The 21,026-nt window shown below is 39.0% G+C and carries 26 protein-coding genes and 1 other annotated feature; of the genes, 23 read left to right on the top strand and 3 right to left on the bottom strand.

Features of this window, described 5'->3' with window-relative positions; genetic code table 11:
• Positions 1-132: 132 nt before the first annotated feature.
• The 15 genes from OU989_RS15660 (at position 133) to OU989_RS15590 (ending at position 10,495) form a co-directional block, all read left to right on the top strand.
• Positions 133-1,152, top strand: coding sequence for a rod shape-determining protein (locus OU989_RS15660; protein ID WP_274793941.1), 1,020 nt, complete (start codon positions 133-135; stop codon positions 1,150-1,152).
• A gap of 13 nt (positions 1,153-1,165) precedes the next feature.
• Positions 1,166-2,080 (top strand): rod shape-determining protein MreC, encoded by a 915-nt coding sequence (mreC, locus tag OU989_RS15655; protein ID WP_274793940.1) that lies wholly within the window; start codon positions 1,166-1,168, stop codon positions 2,078-2,080.
• The gene (gene mreD / locus OU989_RS15650) at positions 2,080-2,604 is read left to right on the top strand and encodes a rod shape-determining protein MreD (RefSeq protein ID WP_274793939.1); all 525 of its coding nucleotides are present in this window, start codon (positions 2,080-2,082) and stop codon (positions 2,602-2,604) included. The genes mreC and mreD overlap by 1 nt, the downstream gene beginning before the upstream one ends.
• A gap of 27 nt (positions 2,605-2,631) precedes the next feature.
• Positions 2,632-3,300: a septum site-determining protein MinC gene (gene minC / locus OU989_RS15645; protein WP_274793938.1), complete on the top strand. Its 669-nt coding sequence runs from the start codon at positions 2,632-2,634 to the stop codon at positions 3,298-3,300.
• Between the two features lies 1 nt (position 3,301).
• Positions 3,302-4,099: a septum site-determining protein MinD gene (minD, locus tag OU989_RS15640; protein WP_274793937.1), complete on the top strand. Its 798-nt coding sequence runs from the start codon at positions 3,302-3,304 to the stop codon at positions 4,097-4,099.
• Positions 4,100-4,192: 93 nt separating this feature from the next.
• Positions 4,193-4,747 (top strand): peptidoglycan DD-metalloendopeptidase family protein, encoded by a 555-nt coding sequence (locus OU989_RS15635; protein ID WP_274793936.1) that lies wholly within the window; start codon positions 4,193-4,195, stop codon positions 4,745-4,747.
• On the top strand, positions 4,737-5,348 hold the full coding sequence (locus tag OU989_RS15630) for a zinc metalloprotease (protein ID WP_274793935.1): 612 nt from the start codon (positions 4,737-4,739) through the stop codon (positions 5,346-5,348). Before OU989_RS15635 ends, OU989_RS15630 begins: the two co-directional genes overlap by 11 nt.
• 45 nt (positions 5,349-5,393) lie before the next feature.
• Positions 5,394-5,472: a sequence feature (ribosomal protein L21 leader region), on the top strand.
• Between the two features lie 14 nt (positions 5,473-5,486).
• The gene (rplU, locus tag OU989_RS15625; RefSeq protein ID WP_274793934.1) at positions 5,487-5,795 is read left to right on the top strand and encodes a 50S ribosomal protein L21; all 309 of its coding nucleotides are present in this window, start codon (positions 5,487-5,489) and stop codon (positions 5,793-5,795) included.
• A 16-nt stretch (positions 5,796-5,811) separates the two neighbouring features.
• On the top strand, positions 5,812-6,168 hold the full coding sequence (locus tag OU989_RS15620; RefSeq protein ID WP_274793933.1) for a ribosomal-processing cysteine protease Prp: 357 nt from the start codon (positions 5,812-5,814) through the stop codon (positions 6,166-6,168).
• A complete protein-coding gene (rpmA, locus tag OU989_RS15615; RefSeq protein WP_024363181.1) occupies positions 6,165-6,464 on the top strand; it encodes a 50S ribosomal protein L27 in 300 nt (99 codons plus the stop codon). The genes OU989_RS15620 and rpmA overlap by 4 nt, the downstream gene beginning before the upstream one ends.
• Positions 6,465-6,733: 269 nt before the next feature.
• Positions 6,734-7,261, top strand: coding sequence for a Spo0B domain-containing protein (locus OU989_RS15610; RefSeq protein ID WP_274793932.1), 528 nt, complete (start codon positions 6,734-6,736; stop codon positions 7,259-7,261).
• 5 nt (positions 7,262-7,266) lie between these two features.
• The gene (obgE, locus tag OU989_RS15605) at positions 7,267-8,556 is read left to right on the top strand and encodes a GTPase ObgE (RefSeq protein WP_274793931.1); all 1,290 of its coding nucleotides are present in this window, start codon (positions 7,267-7,269) and stop codon (positions 8,554-8,556) included.
• A 24-nt stretch (positions 8,557-8,580) separates the two neighbouring features.
• Positions 8,581-9,036 (top strand): ACT domain-containing protein, encoded by a 456-nt coding sequence (locus OU989_RS15600; protein ID WP_004226679.1) that lies wholly within the window; start codon positions 8,581-8,583, stop codon positions 9,034-9,036.
• 166 nt (positions 9,037-9,202) lie between these two features.
• Complete coding sequence (gene pheA / locus OU989_RS15595; RefSeq protein WP_274793930.1) at positions 9,203-10,084, top strand: prephenate dehydratase; 882 nt, start codon at positions 9,203-9,205, stop codon at positions 10,082-10,084.
• 18 nt (positions 10,085-10,102) lie between these two features.
• Complete coding sequence (locus tag OU989_RS15590; RefSeq protein ID WP_274793929.1) at positions 10,103-10,495, top strand: thiol-disulfide oxidoreductase DCC family protein; 393 nt, start codon at positions 10,103-10,105, stop codon at positions 10,493-10,495.
• A gap of 95 nt (positions 10,496-10,590) precedes the next feature.
• Here the strand turns inward: OU989_RS15590 and OU989_RS15585 are convergent, their stop codons facing one another.
• A complete protein-coding gene (locus OU989_RS15585; protein WP_274793928.1) occupies positions 10,591-11,124 on the bottom strand; it encodes a transcription repressor NadR in 534 nt (177 codons plus the stop codon).
• A 141-nt stretch (positions 11,125-11,265) separates the two neighbouring features.
• Here OU989_RS15585 and OU989_RS15580 point away from each other — a divergent pair, with 141 nt between their 5' ends.
• From OU989_RS15580 to yajC, 7 genes are all read left to right on the top strand, one after another.
• Positions 11,266-12,363 carry a LysM peptidoglycan-binding domain-containing protein gene (locus tag OU989_RS15580; RefSeq protein ID WP_274793927.1) on the top strand — a complete coding sequence of 366 codons (1,098 nt, stop codon included), beginning with the start codon at positions 11,266-11,268 and terminating at the stop codon, positions 12,361-12,363.
• On the top strand, positions 12,353-13,231 hold the full coding sequence (locus tag OU989_RS15575) for an aminoglycoside phosphotransferase family protein (protein ID WP_312506780.1): 879 nt from the start codon (positions 12,353-12,355) through the stop codon (positions 13,229-13,231). Before OU989_RS15580 ends, OU989_RS15575 begins: the two co-directional genes overlap by 11 nt.
• A gap of 112 nt (positions 13,232-13,343) precedes the next feature.
• Complete coding sequence (gene ruvA / locus OU989_RS15570; protein ID WP_274793926.1) at positions 13,344-13,964, top strand: Holliday junction branch migration protein RuvA; 621 nt, start codon at positions 13,344-13,346, stop codon at positions 13,962-13,964.
• A gap of 18 nt (positions 13,965-13,982) precedes the next feature.
• Positions 13,983-14,987, top strand: a complete 1,005-nt coding sequence (gene ruvB, locus OU989_RS15565; RefSeq protein WP_274793925.1) for a Holliday junction branch migration DNA helicase RuvB — start codon at positions 13,983-13,985, stop codon at positions 14,985-14,987.
• Between the two features lie 18 nt (positions 14,988-15,005).
• Positions 15,006-16,046 (top strand): tRNA preQ1(34) S-adenosylmethionine ribosyltransferase-isomerase QueA, encoded by a 1,041-nt coding sequence (gene queA, locus OU989_RS15560; protein WP_274793924.1) that lies wholly within the window; start codon positions 15,006-15,008, stop codon positions 16,044-16,046.
• Positions 16,047-16,103: 57 nt separating this feature from the next.
• Positions 16,104-17,249: a tRNA guanosine(34) transglycosylase Tgt gene (gene tgt / locus OU989_RS15555; RefSeq protein WP_274793922.1), complete on the top strand. Its 1,146-nt coding sequence runs from the start codon at positions 16,104-16,106 to the stop codon at positions 17,247-17,249.
• A 212-nt stretch (positions 17,250-17,461) separates the two neighbouring features.
• The gene (gene yajC / locus OU989_RS15550; RefSeq protein ID WP_274793921.1) at positions 17,462-17,728 is read left to right on the top strand and encodes a preprotein translocase subunit YajC; all 267 of its coding nucleotides are present in this window, start codon (positions 17,462-17,464) and stop codon (positions 17,726-17,728) included.
• A 113-nt stretch (positions 17,729-17,841) separates the two neighbouring features.
• Here the strand turns inward: yajC and OU989_RS15545 are convergent, their stop codons facing one another.
• On the bottom strand, positions 17,842-18,672 hold the full coding sequence (locus tag OU989_RS15545; protein ID WP_274793920.1) for a polysaccharide deacetylase family protein: 831 nt from the start codon (positions 18,670-18,672) through the stop codon (positions 17,842-17,844).
• A 156-nt stretch (positions 18,673-18,828) separates the two neighbouring features.
• On the opposite strand from OU989_RS15545, the gene OU989_RS15540 reads away from it, so the two are divergent.
• The gene (locus OU989_RS15540) at positions 18,829-19,464 is read left to right on the top strand and encodes a DUF421 domain-containing protein (protein ID WP_274793919.1); all 636 of its coding nucleotides are present in this window, start codon (positions 18,829-18,831) and stop codon (positions 19,462-19,464) included.
• On the opposite strand, the gene OU989_RS15535 is transcribed toward OU989_RS15540, so the two are convergent.
• Positions 19,461-20,978 carry a putative polysaccharide biosynthesis protein gene (locus OU989_RS15535; protein WP_274793918.1) on the bottom strand — a complete coding sequence of 506 codons (1,518 nt, stop codon included), beginning with the start codon at positions 20,976-20,978 and terminating at the stop codon, positions 19,461-19,463. The genes OU989_RS15540 and OU989_RS15535 overlap by 4 nt on opposite strands.
• Positions 20,979-21,026 lie beyond the last annotated feature (48 nt).

The raw sequence follows: 21,026 nt of genomic DNA, 5'->3' as shown, positions 1-21,026 counted from the left end.
TGACGGATGTTATGGATTTTGAGAGGAGTCAATTGTGTAGATACACTACACAATTCAATTTTCCTATACATTGTCGTCAAAGATAATGGATGTCAACGAAAGTATGGCTTATATAGAAAGGGAGTACACAATTTGTTTGGACTAGGAAGTAAAGATGTCGGGATTGACCTCGGCACAGCGAATACATTAGTGTTTATTAAAGGAAAGGGAATCGTTTTACGTGAACCTTCAGTGGTAGCAAAAAATACAAAAACAGGAGATATCGTTGCCGTTGGTAATGATGCGAAAAATATGATTGGTCGTACACCTGGCTCAATCGTAGCAATTCGCCCAATGAAAGATGGTGTTATTGCTGATTTCGATATTACAACAGCAATGATTGAGTATTATTTAAAAGAAGCATGTAAAAACTCCGGCGGTAACTGGAAAAAACCAAATGTTATGATTTGTGTGCCGTACGGTATTACATCAGTTGAACAACGTGCGGTTATTGATGCTGCTCGACAAGCCGGTGCAAAAGAGGCTTTCACAATCGAAGAGCCATTTGCAGCAGCGATCGGTTCTAATCTACCTGTATGGGATCCTACTGGGTCAATGGTTGTTGATATCGGTGGTGGTACAACAGAAGTTGCAGTTATTTCATTAGGTGGTATTGTAACAAGTGAATCTGTACGTGTTGGTGGGGATGCTATGGACCAATCTATCATCTCATATATTCGTAAAACGTATAATTTAACAATTGGTGAACGTACAGCAGAAGCTGTGAAAATGGAAATTGGTACTGCCTTAGCAGAAGGTTCAGAGGAAAAAATGGAAATTAGAGGACGTGACCTGTTAACTGGTTTACCGAAGACAATTGAAATTTCTTCACAGGAAATTTCTGAATCATTACGTGAAGCTGTTGCATCTATAATTGATGGTGTTCGAAAAACATTAGAACAAACTCCTCCTGAATTGTCTGCTGACGTTATGGAACGCGGAATTGTTTTAACTGGTGGTGGTGCGCTATTAACTAACTTGGACAAAGTGATTAGCCAAGAAACAAACATGCCAGTATTTATCGCGGAAGATCCGTTAGACTGTGTAGCAATCGGTACAGGTAAGGCTTTAGATCATATCGACTTAATTCGTCAACAACAAGTTAAAGGGTAAGGGGGTTTAGGCAATGCCACACTTTTTTTTCAATAAGAAAGTAATTTTGCTGCTCGTAGGCATGGTATTTCTTGTGGCATTGATTAGCTTCTCATTACGTGATCGGACGAATGCAACTTTACCAGAGCAAATTATTAAAGATACTGTCGGCGTCGCACAATCAATTGTTGCGAAGCCGGCAAATTATATTAATGGCATTTTTAATAATATTGACTCCCTCTTAAACACGTACGAAGAAAATAAACGTTTAAAAGCACGCTTAGAAGATTTTGCAGTTGTACAAGCTGAGGCTACGGATTTAAAATCAGAGAATAGCAAGCTTCGAGAGCTATTGGGTAAAACTGAGAGCTTAAAAGCATTTAATCCAATTCATGCAACAGTGATTGCTAGAAATCCTGACCAATGGGAAGAGAAAATTATTTTAGATAAAGGGTCTTCTCATGGAGTTCAAAAGAATATGGCAGTTATGACGGCGAAAGGACTAGTTGGTAAGATTACACTAGTAACACCTTTCACATCTGAGGTAGAGCTTTTATATACAAATAATCCAAACTATCGTGTATCTGCGATGGTGTTAGGAGAAAAAGAAGCATACGGTTTAATCGAGGGCTTTGATGAAGAACGTAATGAACTCATTATGAAGCGAATCGATTCTAGCATGAAGGTTAAGGAAGGCGAGCAAGTAGTTTCTTCAGGGCTTGGTGGAATTTTCCCTAAAGGTGTCCCGATTGGAGAAATTACAGAAGTTAGTACAGATGATCATGGCTTAACGAAAATGGCTTATGTCAAACCATCTGCTGAGTTTTCAATTTTAGAGCATGTCGTGATTGCAAAGCGTACGTCAACAGCTATTGATGGCTCAGATGGCAATGCAACAAATAAGGATTTATCGAATCCGCCAGAGGCGAATAAAGAGGAGGCGGAGTGATGGTTCGATTTCTCATTCCCTCTGTGGCGGTTTTACTGTTCTTAGTAGAACCAGAGTTTGCCATGCTTTCCCCAATTGAAATTAAAGGGGAAGTCTATTATCTGATACCGCGTTTTTTAATCTTATATTTAATTTTTATATCCATCTATTACAGCCGTCAACGTGCGGTAATGTATGGACTTTTTTTTGGTGTCTTGTATGATGTCTTTTACATTGATATTATTGGATTATATTCAGTACTTTATCCACTTATTTGTTTTTTAGCAGGGTCTATCGTGAAAGTTATACATCAGCACTTAGTTGTGACAACGACAATTTCAGTTGTTCTAGTAGCAATTTTAGAATTTATACTCTATCAATTCTTCTTCTTAATCGATTTTACAGCAATACCTTTAGCGGATTTCTTACGTTCACGACTATTGCCAACAATCATTGCCAATGCTTTATTTTTAATGATTCTTGGTTGGGCCTTCAAATATCTAATTAATGCGCGTGTCTTACAGAGAGCACGTGAAGTTTCTTAATAAAGAACAACGTGAGGTGAGGCATTCATGAAAAAACAGTTAGTTAATATGAAGGGAACGAAGGACGGTTTTGTACTACGCCTAGACGACCAATGTGCGTATGGCGAGTTAGTGGAAGAATTAAAGAAAAAAGTTTTAGAAGGCGGTATCGATGGTAAAGTAGATGTACAATTATACTTAGGCTATCGATACTGTACTGATGACCAAATTAATGAATTGATCAAAATTGTCGAAGAAACAGAGCAACTTATTGTATCAAAGGTGCAAAGTGAAGTACTGACTGTCCATGAAAGCAACCAGAAAATGATTGAAAGTCAACAAGATACATATATTGGCGTGGTCAGATCAGGACAAATTCTGCGTTCGTCAGGAGACATTATCATCGTTGGAAATGTAAATCCGAATGGTCGTGTAGAGGCTGGTGGTAATGTATATGTCCTAGGTAAATTGAAAGGGATTGCACATGCAGGCGTGCATGGTAATAAAGAAGCCATCATTGCGGCATCTCGATTCGAAGCCACACATATCATGATTGCCGATCAAGCTCAGGCAATGTCAGATGAACATGTAAAAGCGATGAATCAAGCAGAAATGACTTGTGCTTTTATTGGCTACGATGGACGGATTACGTACGATCAAATTCATGCCTTAAAAAATATTCGACCATTGTTAAATGTGTCTAAGGGAGGAAGCTAGTGTGGGAGAAGCGATCGTCATAACTTCAGGTAAAGGCGGTGTCGGTAAAACAACGACAACGGCTAACCTTGGGACTGCATTGGCTCTACAAGGTAAAAAAGTATGTTTAGTCGATACAGATATTGGCCTGCGTAATTTAGATGTAATTTTAGGCCTAGAAAATCGTATTATTTATGACCTAGTTGATGTGGTGGAAGGACGCTGCAAAATTCACCAAGCATTAATTAAGGATAAGCGCGTAGATGAAAAACTATTTTTATTACCTGCTGCTCAAACAACAGATAAAAATGCTGTTACCCCAGAGCAAATGAAGAGCTTAGTAGAGGAATTGAAAAGAGATTATGATTATGTGTTAATTGACTGTCCTGCTGGTATCGAACAAGGCTATCGTAATGCCGTTGCTGGTGCAGATCATGCGATTGTTGTCACAACACCTGAGATTTCTGCTGTTCGTGATGCGGATCGAATTATCGGTTTACTTGAGCAAGAGGAAATTACAGCACCTAAACTAATCATTAACCGTATACGACAACATATGATGAAGAGCGGTGACACATTGGATGTCAATGAAATTACAACCCATCTATCTATTGATTTATTAGGTATTATTGTAGATAGTGAAGGAGTAATTTCTTCTTCAAATAAAGGGGAGCCAATCGTCATGGACCCATCCAATAAAGCATCATTAGGCTATCGAAATATCGCTCGTCGTATTTTAGGTGAATCGGTGCCTTTGATGGCTATTCAAGACGAGCAAAGAGGAATGTTTTCTAAACTTAAAGCGCTATTTTCAAAATAAATTAAAACCTTTTCGTGCAATTGTACGAGAAGGTTTTTTCTTGTGCATGTTTGGACATGCAATCTCATATAGTGTGGAAAAAAGGATGAGAGCTTGTTTAAAAAATGGAAATGGTTCGTCACGATATTACTTGTGGCAGCAATTATGCTTGTAATTCGTTTAGAGGATCAGGGTGTAGTGGATACACCTGTTCGGAAGCTTGTGACAACCTCTGCTGATTTAACGTATTTAAGTGAGCTCGGGCAAAGCTGGTTCGAAAGTGAAAAAGAGACGATCATGGTATCTAGTGATGTAGGGCAAGCAGATCTTTTAACATTTGCCAACGCCCAAGTTTTTAAAGAAGGCTATTTATTGCAGTATGATGTAGGTTTGCCAGTCTATGCTGGTCAGACAGGCTTAGTTGTTTTTACTGGACATACAAAGTATACAGGTAAGACCATGACCATTAGTTACGAAGATGGTACAACAGTATCTTATGGGATGCTAGATAGTTTAGCACAACTACCTTATACATCTATTCAAGCAAATGATTTAATTGGCATGAAAGAAGCGGGTCAACTTTATCTTTCCATTGAAAAGGGAGATACCCATTACGATTTAGAGCAAATTGTACAATGGCTCGAAATGACGGAGACCAATGAAGATTAAATTACATCTTCTGTGCATCCCTCTTGTGTTTGTCATGATTTTGAGTGGGCAATTAGCTTATTACGCCATTATATTATTTTCATTGTTATGGCACGAGGCAGGGCACTTAATTGCAGCATTATTGTGCGGTGTCAAGGTGAAATCATGCGTCATTACACCATATGGGGGAGAAATTCAATTTGAAAATCCAGCGGTTGTGCAAGCGTCGTCACTCCTATGGATTGCATTAGGAGGACCAATCGCTACCATTATTGGGATTGGCCTCGCTTTTTTTATGCCTGAACTACTTGCTACTAGACTTATAAGCGTGCAACTAGTGTTATTGGCTGTAAATATTGTTCCTATCATACCGTTAGATGGGGGGAGAATATTTTTAGCCTGGCTCTTTTTACATCACCCAAGAGCTCAGTTGGTGGAAAGTTATTATTGGCTATCCTTCATCGTTTCGACTATACTTTTATTCATCACGTTGCTTTTTTTGCCACAATCTATTTTTTTAGCAATTATCATTTTATTTATTTGGCTTCAAGCATGGAAAGAATGGCATTATCGAAAATATCGAATAGCCTTTGAAAAATATGTTATGAATAGATTGACTTAAAATAAATCATGTGGTAATATTTTAATGTTATTGTTTGTAGCACCCGTGCTACTACAACCGCTCTGGAAAGGTTTAAGTATCTGATAGGATCACCTTTATTAAACAGGCGAGTCTGAGTCTAAGAGGAGGTGCAGTAAAATGTACGCAATTATTGAAACTGGTGGTAAACAAATCAAAGTAGAAGCTGGTCAAGAAATCTATGTTGAAAAATTAGGCGTAGAAGCTGACGAGGTTGTAACTTTTGATAAAGTTTTATTCGTAGGTGGCGAAAACGTTAAAGTTGGCGCTCCATTCGTAGAAGGCGCTACTGTAACAGCTAAAGTTGTGAAAGAAGGCCGTGCGAAAAAAATCGTTGTTTTCAAAATGAAAGCTAAAAAGAACTACCGTCGTAAACAAGGTCACCGTCAACCTTACACAAAATTAGTAGTTGAAGCAATCAACGCTTAATTGTGAGGTGTAGCGAATGATACAAGTTACGATTCATCACGATGAAAATAGACATGTGTCAGCATTCGAATTTTCAGGACATGCTGGTTACGATGAATCTGGCAAAGATTTAGTATGTGCAGGAGCGTCGACTATTGCCATTGGTACAGTCAATGCTATTTATGCATTATTACAGATTCAACCAGAAATCGAACAAGCAGCTGAAGGTGGAGGCTATCTGAAGGTAGATTTACCATTAGATTTAGAGCCTGAAATAGATGCAAAACTACAGTTAATTGTTCAAGTAATGACTGCCCAAGTGTATTCTATGGTGCAAAATTACGGACAATACATCCAAATCAACTACAACCAAGTAGGAGGTGGAACTCGATGAAATTATTATTAGCATTAGACCTTCAACTTTTCGCATCGAAAAAAGGGGTTGGTTCTACTAAAAACGGACGTGACTCTGAGTCTAAACGACTTGGTGCTAAACGTGCTGATGGCCAATTCGTAACTGGTGGTTCAATTCTTTACCGTCAACGCGGTACAAAAATTTACCCAGGTACAAACGTAGGTCGTGGTGGTGACGATACACTATTTGCTAAAGTTGACGGCGTTGTGAAATTCGAACGTTTAGGTCGCGATCGCAAACAAGTATCTGTATACCCAGCAACACAAGAAGCTTAATCTTTTATAAGATAACATAAAGCGGAGGACTGCATTTATTGCAGTCCTTTTTTTGGCTAAATTTCAATGACTTTTAGTACATGTTTTTATGAAAGCATAGTAACAGGTACAGAAGTCTCCCTCTTCTATAGGTGATGAGAAGAATGTAGTTTATCACGTTAACTTCCAATCGAAACATATTATGCTAAGGCATAATTGAATAAAGAATTAGGGAAAATTACAGCAAAACTTGTTATACTAGTAAGGATAACTTTATTGGAGTGAATGGGATGAACAATCAATCACTAACCATTAGTGAAGTATTACGTTTTGCAAATCATGATTATGTGAATCAACTGCAACTGATTCGCATGAATTTAGATTTAGGTAGAATTGATGAAACAAAGGAACTTATTCAGCATTATTCAGAACAACTAAGAGTGTTTTCTATCCTCAATCGACTACAATTACCACAAACAATAGAATGGCTACAAACAGCAGGATGGCGTTATCCATCATTAGCATGGAAGCTAAGCGGTGAGATAAAAAAGCCTGTGACCAATGATATTGATCAGGAAGTTGTAGATTATTTAAACAAAACAGTTTTGCATGTTTATGATACATTAGATCCGTTTACAGAGCAGATCCTAACGCTTGATGTACGTGTTGACGATCATACATTTGCCGTGACATTCACGCTAAATGGGTTATGGAGTGCTGATGCATTCACCGAAAAAGGTTTGAAACAATTCGACATTCAAACAATTGAGCAGTCAAATACGCGCTGGCAATATGTCTTGAGTGCAAATAGGGAGTGAACTAAATGTTTGTCGATCACGTAAAAATTTATGTTAAAGGTGGCGACGGCGGAGACGGTATGGTAGCCTTTCGTCGTGAAAAATATGTACCCAATGGTGGTCCAGCAGGTGGCGATGGTGGACATGGTGGTAATGTAGTATTTGAAGTAGACGAAGGTCTCCGTACATTAATGGACTTCCGTTACAAACGCCATTTTAAGGCTCCTCGTGGTGAACATGGGATGAGTAAAGGCATGCATGGTAAAAATGCTGATGATTTAATTATTAAAGTGCCACCAGGAACAGTGGTTATCAATGAGGAAACGAACGCTGTCATTGCCGATTTAGTCGAGCACCAACAAAGAGCTATTATTGCAAAAGCAGGACGCGGTGGCCGTGGGAATTCAAGATTTGCCACACCTGCTAACCCAGCGCCAGAACTTTCTGAAAAAGGTGAGCCAGGACAAGAATTAAATGTTATATTAGAGTTAAAAGTTTTAGCAGATGTAGGGTTAGTAGGTTTCCCAAGTGTTGGTAAATCAACGCTTTTATCTGTTGTTTCTGCAGCTAAACCAAAAATTGGTGCTTATCATTTTACAACCATTGTACCGAATTTAGGGATGATTGAAACAGATGATCACCGAAGCTTTGCGATGGCAGATTTACCGGGGCTAATCGAAGGAGCACACGAAGGGGTAGGATTAGGCCATCAATTTTTAAGACATATTGAGCGTACACGGGTTATTGTTCATGTCATTGATATGTCAGGAATGGAAGGCCGCGATCCGTATGAGGATTATTTAACAATCAATGAAGAACTGAAACAATATAATCTTCGTTTAACAGAGCGTCCACAAATTATTGTTGCCAATAAAATGGATATGCCAGATGCAGAAGAAAACTTAGCGGAATTCCGCCAAAAGGTCGGAGAGGAAGTACAAATCTTCCCGATTTCTGCTATTTCACGTCAAGGGTTAAAAGAGCTTCTATTTGCCATTGCGGATCTATTAGAAGTAACGCCTGAATTCCCTCTATATGATGACTTAGAGGAGCAATCAGAGGCAACAGTCATGTACAAGCATGAAGCAAAAGGCGAAGATTTCGAAATTACTCGTGATGATGATGGTACCTTTATTATTAGTGGTTATGCGATTGAACGTTTATTTAAAATGACAGACTTTAGCCGTGAAGATGGAATTCGTCGTTTTGCTCGACAATTGCGTGCAATGGGTGTGGACGAGGCTCTTCGAGAACGTGGAGCACAAGATGGCGATACAGTACGCCTACAAGAGTTTGAATTTGAATTTGTCGATTAAGACATGAGTTTTAGGGGGAAGCGTATGAAGAATGTTGCGAATCAGCGATATTATTTAGTTCGTGAGGATGTTTTAACGGATGCAATGCAAAAAACTTTGGAGGCGAAACACCTACTATCAAGTGGTTCAGTATCCTCCATTTGGGATGCGGTAAAGCAGGTGGATTTATCGCGAAGTGCGTTTTACAAATATCGTGATGCGGTTTTTCCTTTTCATTCAATTGTGCAGGAACGCATTTTAACAGTCTTTTTACAGCTTCAAGATAGAAAAGGAACACTTGCCAAGCTTTTAGAAACGGTGACCATTACACATTGTAATGTATTGACAATTCATCAAACAATCCCTATTCAGGGTCGTGCTAATGTTACATTATCATTGGATGTAACGAGCATGACCTGTGACCTTGATGATCTCATCCAGCAATTAAAACGCTTAGATTTTGTTGAATCAGCAGAAGTGATTAGTTCTGGTGCATTATAAGTATTGTAGTGTTCAAAGCCTTTAATTTTTGATAAAAATGACAATTATCGTATTGAATAAGTCTATAGGTAAAAAATACGATAACAAAGCTCAAATAAGGAGCTGTCCCAACAGTGATTGCACAGGAGGGACTGCTCCTTATTGTGCCATAAAGGAGGTATTTGCAATGACAAAGCAACAATGGGAAAATCGAATTGCCTATTTAGGACCAGAAGCATCATTTACATACTTAGCAACAAAGGCTACTTTTCCAAATGAGTGGCTTATACCATGCGCAACGATTCCAGAATGTATTGAGGCTGTCGCAGAGGGAAAGGTTGATTTAGCTGTCGTACCTTTAGAAAATGCCTTAGAAGGTTCTGTAACGTTAACATTAGATTACTTATTCCATGAGGCAACACTGTATGTGACTGGTGAATTACTCCTTAAAATCCAGCAACATTTAATGGTCAATAAAGCGCAGAAGGATCATTGGCAATCGATCGAGGGTGTCTATTCCCATCCTCATGCGCTTGCACAATGTCATAAATATTTATTTTATCGTTTCAGTCATGTACCATTACATCAAACTACTTCAACTGCAGCTGCAGCAAAATATGTATCTGAAAACCCAGAAGAATGTATAGCGGCAGTCGGTAATGCGGCGGCAGCGGAAAAGTATGGCCTTGAAATAGTGGAGTCGAATATCCATGATTTCCATTTTAACCATACACGCTTCTTTGTATTGTCTAAACAAAATAAACGCTTGCCACAAGAGCTATCAGAGGGGCAAGCAAAAACGACATTTATGATAACATTGCCGACTGATCGTTCAGGGGCGTTACATCAGGTGCTTTCTGTTTTTGCCTGGCGTCAACTGAATTTAAGTAAAATTGAATCACGTCCACTTAAAACAGGTTTAGGCGATTATTTCTTCATGATTGATGTATTAGCAGATGAAAAAGAACCGATGATGCGTGGGGCAATGGAAGAGCTTGCTGCCCTAGGCTGTAAGGTCAAGTCACTGGGTACCTACTTTACTTATTTAACTTCAGACGATGCAGAGTAACGATAAGGAGGAAATGTGATGGGTGGGATCATTTTATTTGATGGTGTCTGTAATTTTTGTGATAGCACGGTTCAATTTATTATTAAGCGTGATCAAGCTGGCTATTTTCAATTTGCCTCACTTCAAAGTGATTTTGGCCAAAACCTACTAGCGCAGTTCAATATTTCAAAGAATATAGATAGTGTGATTCTTATTGAACATGGGCAAGTTTTTTTTGAATCAACAGCTGCTCTAAAAATATGTAAGAAATTAGATAGGCTGTGGCCTTGCTTGTATCTTTTCATCCTCGTGCCACCATTTATACGCAATGCGCTATACCGCCTATTTGCCAAATATCGCTATCGTTTATTCGGTCAGAAAAGTGAATGTCTTTTGCCAACACCTTCTCAACGACAAAGATTCCTCTCCTAATATGATGGGGGTACCCGCGGAGAGAAGGCTAGACTATACCTACAATAAAACACAAAGCACCGTTTGACATGATATCCCAGACGGTGCTTTTTTATTTATTGATCTTGCACTAAGTATCCCTTTTTTTCTAGAGCTTGTTCAATCAAAGTTAATACCTCAACAGAAGGTGCAGTAATAACATGCAAATGAATGCCGCCTGTGAGAGCTGATAAATAATTTGCCTGTGTTTCGTTAACACGTTCTATAAATTGTTTCACTTCATGACGGTTAGATACCATAATCGATGCTATGAGTTCTCCGTATATTGGGTGCTCGACAATGACATTTTTCACTGTACCACCACAATCAACAATCGTCATTAATTCATCTTCTGTTTGATCAGAGGTATGCAAACAAGGGAGAGTGCGTTCAACAGTTTGCTGTAAATGTTCCTGATGCATATAAAGGTAGCCCTGACTCGTTGCAATAATGGGCTCATTTCTTGCCTTTAATAAAGTCATATCATTGACGATCACTTGTCTAGAAACATTAGCAAACTTAGCCAAGTCTGTCCCAGTTATAGGAGTTTTACTTTTTTTTAATTGTGTTAATAGTTGCAGTCGGCGTTCTTCGCCTAACATTTTTTTCATAAGAGTTCACCTCTGCTCATAGTAAAGGAATCCGCATTCCTTATGATTAAGTGTACCATGAAGCATTTCTAACTTGCTGAAATTTTTGTATCCAAATGAAACATTGAACATATGATACGTAGAGAGGAAGGGAGGAAAAAATTGCGTATTCATATTGTTCAAAAGGGAGACACATTGTGGAAGATTGCGAAAGAGTACGGCATTTCGTTTGAAGATTTGAAGCGGCTCAATGTCCATCTTGCCAACCCAGACTATATTGTTCCAGGCATGGAGATTATATTGCCTGAAAAAATAAACAAAGAGCCGCATAGAGATTCACATAAAGAAATGCCGAAAAAGGAAACACAAGTGCATAAGGAGACACCGACAAAGGAAAGCCCTAAAAAGGAGGTACAACGACCGATGCCACCGCCACCGCCGATTGTACCACCACCACCAGCTCCTATGCCAATGCCAGAACCACAAATGATTCCAATACCAATACCAATGCCAATGCCAATGCAGATGCCCCAACAACCGATGTGGGTACCGCAGCCTGTGGAAATGAATTGGCACCAACAAGTGGTAATGCCACAAGTAGAACAAACTGTTACTCCACCACCCGTACAAATACAGCCACCTCCGCCGCCAGCACCTACACCGCCACCACCACCAGTAGCAAAACCAAAGCCAATGCCCGTGCCACAACCAGCACCACAGCCACCAATGCATATCATGCCACAAATGCCTGTTGTACCACATTGCTCAAGTTGTCACCAGCCGATTTATCATCATCAAATGTGGTGGCCAATGCAGATGCAGCCACAGGTAGAGCATTATGCGATGCCACAGCCACCGATGTCCTATGATATGCCAGATCATAAGGTTGGGGGGATGGAAGACTTTTTAGAATCTACGTCACCGTTTTTCCCTACTCATAATGAGCAAATGAAACCACAATTTGATATGATGCCTAATATGAATATGGGGATGCCTGATATGAATATGGGCCAATCTTGTGGTTGTGGTAGCCAACCAATGCCGATGCCAATGCCAATGCCAGACATGAATATGGGTCAATCTTGTGGCTGTGGTACAAAACCAATGCCAATGCCAGACTGTGGTTGTCATAACCAACCAATGATGATGCCTAATTGGCAAATGGATCCTTGCCAATGTCAACCGCCGTGCCCATCAGGAGCAGGACCATGGATGTCACCGCACTATTTCCCAGGCGGGATGACGCCTTATCGATGGTGAAAAAGCGTATATAGTAGAAGAGGTAAAGCCAAATATTTGGAAATATAAGTATCAATCGAATAATTATTTTGTTAAACGAGCAAAGCAAGTGGAAATTGCGGAGAAGGTGAGAGCTATTCATCGCCAGTTAGGAAGATTGGAGCCTTCTCTCATTTTACCAATAGTCCAAAGCGATGATGAGCAATTAATTGTGCAAGTTTGGCAAGAGGGAAGTCATGGCGCTAACTTTGCACATAAAAAGGATCGTAAGGAATCTCTTAAATTATTAATTGCTTTACATGATACACATAAAAAAATTGCTTGGCAGCGAGTGCCAGGCTTGCATACCTACTCACAACTTTTAAAGTGGCAAATGCGTCATATGCGTTTTAAAAGTAGAAGAAATGAGTTTCGAGCATTTCTAACAAAAGAAGAAATAGATCAAATTTTGCACTACAGCGATAAATCGCTACAATTGATTGCACTAGAGGATGTACCAGAAAAAGACATCACACTCTTACATGGGGATGTTGTCCATCATAATTTTTTATGGTGCTCTGATGGACAATTGCGTTTAATTGATTTTGATTTAGCACATCTTGGAGAAGCGGATGATGAATATATTTTATGGTTGCATCGGGTATTACCAGCTGTCGATTATGACCTTGCAAAGGTTTTTGCTGAATTACCGGAGCTGAAGCGATTGGATAAAAGAAAGCTCCATCGTTTGAAATATCCGAATGAATTATTACGTGAATGGCTTTTTGCAGTGGATTTACCATTAGAGCAACAGCTAGTATTTTTAGATTATTTAGTGCCATTTACAAAACGAGCCCTCACCTATTGGCCAAAACTGTGGTACGATATTGATAGATTTGTCAAGAAATGACCGTCATTTGGCGGTCATTTTTGTCTGAGAGCAACGCTTTTCATACTACTTTTTGTCGAGCATTCGTTCGCTATATGCTATAATCGAAGACGATGATTGTGAGGGATTATGGATGTATGATTATTTAAAAGGACAAATTACTCGTATTACACCAGAATATATTGTACTTGAACAACAGGGTATTGGCTGGCAACTTAATACCCCTAACCCGTTTGCGTTTCGAGCATCTGCTCTTGAACAACAGATATACGTTCATTTGCATGTTCGAGAAGATGCACAGGTTTTATATGGTTTCCCTAATCTAGATCAACGAGAACTGTTTAGAAAGCTAATTTTAGTATCTGGTATAGGACCAAAGGGGGCTCTAGCTATTCTAGCTACAGGCAACCCGCAACAGGTTATTAGTGCGATTGAACGGGAAGACGAGGCGTTTTTAGTAAAGTTCCCTGGAGTAGGGAAGAAAACAGCTCGTCAAATGATACTAGATTTAAAAGGTAAGCTAGGCTCTCTATTAGATACAATAGAGTTACCTAGTACAGAAGATGAGCTACCGTTATTTGGTGTCAATCCTTATAAACATGAACTAGAAGAAGCCATACTTGCCTTAATGGCACTTGGTTATTCTGAAAAGGAGCTCGAAAAAATTCGACCACAGCTTGAGGATAATGACAAGCTTGAGACGACAGATGCCTTTATGAAACAAGCACTGCAACTACTGTTAAAATTAAAATAAGAAAAGGAGGGAAGGTACATGTCTGAACGTATGATGGCAAGTGAGGCAGGAAGCTATGATGAGCAATTTGAATTATCTTTACGCCCACAAAGACTAGCACAGTATATTGGGCAGCATAAAGTAAAGGAAAATTTACAAATATTCATTGAAGCAGCAAAGCTTCGCCAAGAAAGTTTAGATCATGTGCTGTTATATGGGCCTCCAGGACTTGGGAAAACGACATTAGCTGCTGTTATCGCGAATGAGATGAATGTCAATGTCCGTATGACAAGTGGACCAGCGATTGAGCGTCCAGGAGATTTAGCAGCTATTTTAAGTTCACTAGAGCCTGGGGACGTTTTATTTATTGATGAAATTCATCGACTCCCCCGTGCCATTGAAGAAGTGTTATATCCAGCAATGGAGGACTTCTGTTTAGATATTGTGGTTGGGAAAGGTCCAGAAGCACGTTCAGTTCGACTTGATTTACCTCCCTTTACCCTTGTAGGTGCTACAACAAGAGCTGGCGCCTTATCTGCCCCTCTAAGAGACCGTTTTGGAGTTTTACTACGATTAGAATATTACGATGATCGTTCTCTTGCAGAAATTGTGGTGCGCAGTGCTCATTTATTTGAAGTGGAAATTGAGCAAGTAGCGGCAATGGAAATGGCGAGGCGTTCACGTGGAACCCCCCGAATAGCCAATCGTCTATTGAAACGAGTGCGAGATTATGCACAAGTGCTTGGAGATGGTATGATAACGGAGGGACTTGCACAGCAAGCGCTAGAACTGTTACAAGTCGATCCTAGGGGTCTTGATCATATTGATCATAAACTTGTCACGAACATGATTGAGCGCTTCCGAGGAGGTCCAGTGGGCTTAGATACACTTGCTGCATCAATTGGTGAGGAAAGGGTTACGATAGAGGATGTATATGAGCCCTATTTGATGCAAATTGGCCTAATTCAGCGTACACCACGTGGAAGAGTAGCCACACATTTAGCTTACGAACATTTTGGATATGAATATCCCCAACAAACATAATAGAAGGAAGTTTTTTTCATGCGTGTAGAAGATTTTGATTTTGAATTACCAGAGGAGCTCATTGCCCAAACACCATTAGCCGATCGTACAGCAAGTCGATTAATGGTCGTAACACCTGGTTCCAATAAAGTAGAGCACCACCATTTTGCTCATATTTTAGATGAGCTACATGCAGGAGACTGTCTTGTATTAAATGATACAAGAGTCTTACCTGCTCGCTTAATGGGCGTCAAAGAAGAAACAGGTGCACATATAGAAGTATTGCTATTGAAGCAATTAGCTGGTACAGATGAGTGGGAAACACTTGTAAAACCAGCGAAGCGTGTAAAGGTAGGGACAACTATCACATTTGGAGATGGTTTATTGTCAGCGACTTGTACGGGTGAGCTTGAACATGGCGGACGTACATTTGAATTTCATTACGATGGAATCTTTTATGAAATATTAGAACAGCTTGGTGAGATGCCGTTGCCTCCATATATTCGTGAAAAACTAGGGGACAAGGATCGTTACCAAACAGTTTATGCCAAAGAACGTGGCTCAGCTGCAGCGCCTACAGCAGGACTGCATTGGACAGAGCAATTATTAGAGCAAGTGAAAGCTAAAGGTGTAGAAGTAGTCTTTATCACATTACATGTAGGACTTGGTACTTTCCGTCCAGTGAGTGTAGATTCAATTGAAAACCATGAAATGCATGCTGAATTTTATAGTGTTACCGAACAAGCAGCAGACACAATTAATCGTGTAAAGCGTAACGGTGGTAAGGTAATAGCTGTTGGGACAACCTCTACACGAACATTAGAAACGATTGGCTCTAAATACGATGGCGAAGTGCGGGCTGAACAGGGTTGGACATCAATTTTCATTTATCCGGGCTACAACTTCACGGTGGTAGATGGGTTAATTACCAATTTCCATTTACCAAAATCAACGCTTGTCATGCTTGTTAGTACACTAGCCACACGCGAAACCATTTTAAGCGCCTATCAACAAGCTGTAGAGGAAAAATATCGCTTCTTCAGTTTTGGGGATGCGATGTTTATACGTCCGAAAAAATAATCGGGGATTAAATCGAAGTACTGTTTTTACTTCAGATAAGAGAGGATTTTTTATTTTATGACACAACCAGCAATTCGATATGAATTACTTCATACTTGTAAACAAACAGGAGCTCGTCTTGGTATCGTGCATACACCACATGGCTCCTTTGAAACACCAGCATTTATGCCTGTAGGGACACAAGCAACAGTTAAAACAATGTCCCCAGAAGAATTAAAAGAAATGAATGCAGGGATCATTTTGTCCAATACGTACCATTTATGGCTACGACCAGGTAATGATATTGTCAAGGAAGCAGGGGGACTTCATAAATTTATGAACTGGGATCGTCCAATTCTAACGGATTCAGGTGGTTTCCAAGTGTTCTCACTAAGCCAATTCCGTAAAATTGAAGAGGAAGGCGTTCATTTCCGTAACCATCTAAATGGAGATAAATTATTTTTAAGTCCAGAAAAAGCAATGGAAATTCAAAATGATTTAGGCTCTGACATTATGATGGCTTTCGATGAATGTCCACCATATCCTGCAACACATGAATACATGTTGCAATCAGTCGATCGTACAACTCGTTGGGCAAAACGCTGTAAAGAAGCACATAAGCGTCCAGAAGACCAAGGTTTATTTGGTATCATTCAAGGCGGGGAGTACGAGGATTTACGCCGCCGTTCGGCAGAAGCCTTAGTAGAATTAGACTTCCCAGGTTACGCAATTGGTGGTTTATCTGTTGGTGAGCCGAAAGATGTGATGAACAGAGTTTTAGAATTCACAACACCAATGATGCCTGAAAATAAACCACGTTATTTAATGGGGGTTGGCTCACCAGACTCTTTAATTGATGGAGCTATTCGTGGAATTGATATGTTTGACTGTGTACTGCCAACACGTATTGCACGTAATGGTACACTAATGACCTCTGAGGGACGTCTAGTAGTGAAAAATGCCAAATATGCACGTGACTTTGGCCCAATAGATCCAAACTGTGATTGCTATACATGTAAAAATTATTCTCGTGCCTACATTCGCCACCTTATTCGCACAGAAGAAACGTTTGGAATTCGTTTAACAACTTATCATAATTTACATTTCCTATTAAAATTGATGGAACAAGTACGTGAGGCAATTCGTCAAGACCGTCTTGGTGATTTCCGTGAGGAATTCTTTGAAAAATATGGCTTTAATGGCCCAAATGCGAAAAACTTTTAAGTAATTCGCTTTGGCGTAATAACGTCAACTAAGAGCTATAGTTAGGAAAAGTTATTCAAAACTTTGTAAAAAGTGAATATTTCTAGCAAAATATTGTCAATCATAGAAAAAATATTAGTAATTGAGAAAATTTTTGGGCATGTCCATCGCTTTTTGCAGGTGGAATAGTCTATACTAAAAAAGTGAGATTTAGAAAGGGGGCAAGATGTAGTATGGATCAATTAATAGGATTAGCACCAATATTATTAATGTTCGTTGCAATGTGGTTTATCTTAATCCGTCCAGCTAAAAAAAGACAGCAGCAAACTCAAAATATGCAAAATAGTTTGCAACGTGGAGATAAAGTCATTACAATTGGTGGTCTACATGGTGTCATCGATGCAATTGAGGACACTGCAGTGACATTAAAAATTGCTGACAATGTACGTGTGAAATTTGACCGTCAGGCAATTGGACGAGTTGTCAATGAAAATCAATGACAATAAGTAATTAAAGAAAAAGGCTTACAATAGGCAATAGCTATGTTGTAAGCCTTTTCTTATAATTGGAAAGCAGAAGGGACGCCGAACCTTCCTGCTTTCTTCGTATTATTTCATTGCGTAGTTAATTTATGAATTAACTCAGGACCTGTATCATGTCCATTTACAGTTATTCTACTTAGCGTAAATAAATCATCGCCCATTCTGACACTTTTATTTTGAATCACAAAGCCCATTTTAAAACCAGCCTCCTTTACTATTTGAATGGTAGCTGGAGATTGATTACCGTACGGATAGCTAATAGCGATAGGCTCATAGCCTAATTTTTCTTTAATTATTTGTCTTGAGTAAAGTAAATCATGACGAACTCTTTCTTCGAATTGTTGCTGACTTTCTAGTTGTCCATTTATATAGCTTGGACCGTAAATTGCCCCATATACTCTTCCATTTTTTGAAGTTAATTTATAATGAGAGTCCCATGTATGGCTTTGAATGGTTATATAATCTTGCATTTCATTTAATTGATCCCAATTCATCTTGGCAATTTCCTTTGGGTAGTCATTCTTTGTATGAACAATCCGGCTTGCAATCACAAAGATTTCTGCATGCATGTCATACTTTTTCAAAATAGGATAGGCTTTTTCGTAATTGCTGAGATAGCCATCATCGAATGTAATCAATATAGGCTTTTCAGGTAGTTTTATGTGATTATTGAAGTAATCGTACAATTCTTGCACTGAAATAGCATGATAACCCTCTGCTTTAAGTGCTTTTATTTGATTTTCAAAATTATTGGGTGAAATAACTGTATTGTTGTTTATATTCTCCGCTAAATGGTGGTACATAAGAACGGGTATTTTCTGTTCTTGGTATCCATGGATGGGAAAAGGATAAGTGAACAGAACTATATAAACAAAAACGACAACAATTATTTTCCTTGTCATGTTCTCACCTTGTTTGTTTTAAGTATTTGGCTCTTTATATTGTTTACCTTCTTTTAAGGACTATTCGTTGCAAATCACTTTTTTCAGTGACATCGGACTATAAACCTGTATAAAAAACAATGAGTAAGGTCACCTTGATAGTATGGGGGTGTTTCTATGGAAGAGTATTTCCATATTATTTTTAGAACTTGTTTTTTATATGTGTTTATCATCATTGTTTTTCGATTGATGGGCAAACGAGAAGTAGGAGAATTATCAGTCATTGATTTGGTTGTCTTTGTTTTAATTGCAGAGGTGGCTGCTTTTGCGCTAGATGATTATAAAAATCCTCTTTTTAATGCCATTCTACCTATTATCATCTTGCTTTTTATTCAAATATTAAGTGCCTTTTTATCGTTAAAGTTCAAGAGAATTCGTGACTTAGTCGATGGTGATCCAGCTTTATTAATAAAGGACGGTGTTATTTTAGAGAGTGAAATGCGAAAACACCGCTATAATTTAGATGATTTATGTCAGCAATTACGAGAAAATGGAATTGCCTCTGTGACAGATGTTGCATTTGCGTATTTAGAGCCTTCAGGCAATCTTTCGGTCTACAAAAAAGATGAAAAATCATTCGTGTATCCACTGATAATTGACGGTGATATTCAGGAAAGACATTTATTCACTATGCATAAAGATGTTGAATGGTTAAAGGGTGAGCTAGCTAAAAATAATATTACAGATAGTGAAACTGTATTTTTTTGTATTTGGGAAGACAATAAGTTACACATCCAATTAAAAGAAACTTAAACTTTTTTTGCTAATTTTCGGATGTAGCGGAAATCTGTTATCCGTAGCTGGTTGCTCACTAATAAAAAAGTAAAAAGTAAAAATAATGTAACACAGCTACTCAAAATAAATGGTAAGGACAATATTGGGATAAGGAAATACTGTGCTACGCATACGGCAATAAAGCAACTATATGGTACGATGAACATCCTAAAGCCAGCACGTAAATTTTTTCTTTGTCTAACAGTTGCGATGTGCAAGAAGGATGTTAATAAAACACCAAAGCCAATTGCTACAACGGCGCCTTTTTCCTGTATACCAGGTTGTGAGGCAAGTACAAACATTACAAATAGTTTACCCAGTCCACCATAGATGGAGTTCATCATAGCCGCTCGAGCTTCTCCAATCGCCTGCAAAATGGAATGCAGTGGGCTTTGAATATAATAAAAATAAAAAATAGGTGCTAAAATTTTTACGTACCCACGATTTTCTTCTAAATGGAAGAGCTTCATAGCCAATTCATCACCATGGACAAAGAAATACGTAGCTGCAAAGCAGCCTACTAAGGAAGATAATCTTAGTGAGACCGAAATTCGCTCCTGTAGTAGTGGTATATGTTGACGAGCAACAGCATCACTAACAGCAGGAATGAGGACAATCGATAATGCTGTTGACACAAACGCAGGGAATAGCAGTAATGGCACCAAAACACCTGAGATGACACCGTAAAGAATTGTGGCTGCCGATGCTGTTAGGCCGGCCACAGTTAAAGCTTTTAAAAAGATAATCGGTTCCAAAAACCAAGTGAACGATCCAAACAGCTTACTGCCTGCGGAGGGTAGCGCTATCCGAAGCATTGGAGACGCAGGATACCCTTCGATTTTAGTTTTACGTGTTAATAATCTCTTTTTGGAGACGATATAATGCAGCCATAAATAAAGGAAGGCTACAACTTCCGCAAGAAGAGTAATCCCCATTGCTGCCGCAGCTGTCACAGCAGCATTATTAAAGTTGGCCACATAAGGAAGCATTAGTGTAATAAAGCTAATACGAACAACTTGCTCAATCATTTGTGCCCAAGCTGTTGGGGTAATTTTAGCTACACCTTGTAAATAAGCACGTAATAAACCAGATCCAACTGATACAGGTACTGCAAAGAGAGCAATCCATAGCGTAAATGTAGTCTGTTCATTATGTAATAGCGTCGTCGAAATATATGGTATTGTGAGTGCAACGAGTGGCATAAATACAATCATGCCAATAAATGACCAAAGAATGGCAGTACGCATGACACCAAATATGCTTTCACGTTTATTTTTTGCTAGTAATTCTGCTACGATTTTAGCAACTGCAATAGGTAGTCCAAGTTGAATGAGTGAGATGAAGAAAATAAATGCAGGATAGACGGTCATATAAATGCCGACTGCCTCTTCACCAGCAATACGCATAAATTGCATTCTATAAAAGAAGCCAAAAAGTTTAGATAAAAAAATGACAAACATTAAAAATAATGTACCCCGTACAAAAGAACTCATGCCATCCGTCCCTTCTCAAGCCGCAAAAATTCATTTACACTATTTGTA

This window comes from Lysinibacillus irui, assembly GCF_028877475.1.
Taxonomy (GTDB): Bacteria; Bacillota; Bacilli; order Bacillales_A; family Planococcaceae; genus Lysinibacillus; species Lysinibacillus irui.
The sequence above is the reverse complement of the archived record's forward strand: the minus strand, read 5'-3'. Positions and strand labels throughout refer to the sequence as shown.

Excerpts from the sequence above, each read along its gene's own strand:
- mreD (WP_274793939.1), top strand. The coding sequence starts at position 2,080 with ATGGTTCGATTTCTCATTCCCTCTGTGGCGGTTTTACTGTTCTTAGTA.
- OU989_RS15535 (WP_274793918.1), bottom strand. The coding sequence starts at position 20,978 with ATGAGTTCTTTTGTACGGGGTACATTATTTTTAATGTTTGTCATTTTT.
- tgt (WP_274793922.1), top strand. The coding sequence starts at position 16,104 with ATGACACAACCAGCAATTCGATATGAATTACTTCATACTTGTAAACAA.
- OU989_RS15630 (WP_274793935.1), top strand. The coding sequence starts at position 4,737 with ATGAAGATTAAATTACATCTTCTGTGCATCCCTCTTGTGTTTGTCATG.
- minC (WP_274793938.1), top strand. The coding sequence starts at position 2,632 with ATGAAAAAACAGTTAGTTAATATGAAGGGAACGAAGGACGGTTTTGTA.
- OU989_RS15540 (WP_274793919.1), top strand. The coding sequence starts at position 18,829 with ATGGAAGAGTATTTCCATATTATTTTTAGAACTTGTTTTTTATATGTG.
- mreC (WP_274793940.1), top strand. The coding sequence starts at position 1,166 with ATGCCACACTTTTTTTTCAATAAGAAAGTAATTTTGCTGCTCGTAGGC.
- rplU (WP_274793934.1), top strand. The coding sequence starts at position 5,487 with ATGTACGCAATTATTGAAACTGGTGGTAAACAAATCAAAGTAGAAGCT.
- OU989_RS15545 (WP_274793920.1), bottom strand. The coding sequence starts at position 18,672 with ATGACAAGGAAAATAATTGTTGTCGTTTTTGTTTATATAGTTCTGTTC.
- OU989_RS15600 (WP_004226679.1), top strand. The coding sequence starts at position 8,581 with ATGAAGAATGTTGCGAATCAGCGATATTATTTAGTTCGTGAGGATGTT.
- OU989_RS15620 (WP_274793933.1), top strand. The coding sequence starts at position 5,812 with ATGATACAAGTTACGATTCATCACGATGAAAATAGACATGTGTCAGCA.
- pheA (WP_274793930.1), top strand. The coding sequence starts at position 9,203 with ATGACAAAGCAACAATGGGAAAATCGAATTGCCTATTTAGGACCAGAA.
- ruvB (WP_274793925.1), top strand. The coding sequence starts at position 13,983 with ATGTCTGAACGTATGATGGCAAGTGAGGCAGGAAGCTATGATGAGCAA.
- ruvA (WP_274793926.1), top strand. The coding sequence starts at position 13,344 with ATGTATGATTATTTAAAAGGACAAATTACTCGTATTACACCAGAATAT.
- OU989_RS15610 (WP_274793932.1), top strand. The coding sequence starts at position 6,734 with ATGAACAATCAATCACTAACCATTAGTGAAGTATTACGTTTTGCAAAT.
- OU989_RS15585 (WP_274793928.1), bottom strand. The coding sequence starts at position 11,124 with ATGAAAAAAATGTTAGGCGAAGAACGCCGACTGCAACTATTAACACAA.
- yajC (WP_274793921.1), top strand. The coding sequence starts at position 17,462 with ATGGATCAATTAATAGGATTAGCACCAATATTATTAATGTTCGTTGCA.
- obgE (WP_274793931.1), top strand. The coding sequence starts at position 7,267 with ATGTTTGTCGATCACGTAAAAATTTATGTTAAAGGTGGCGACGGCGGA.
- rpmA (WP_024363181.1), top strand. The coding sequence starts at position 6,165 with ATGAAATTATTATTAGCATTAGACCTTCAACTTTTCGCATCGAAAAAA.
- OU989_RS15590 (WP_274793929.1), top strand. The coding sequence starts at position 10,103 with ATGGGTGGGATCATTTTATTTGATGGTGTCTGTAATTTTTGTGATAGC.
- queA (WP_274793924.1), top strand. The coding sequence starts at position 15,006 with ATGCGTGTAGAAGATTTTGATTTTGAATTACCAGAGGAGCTCATTGCC.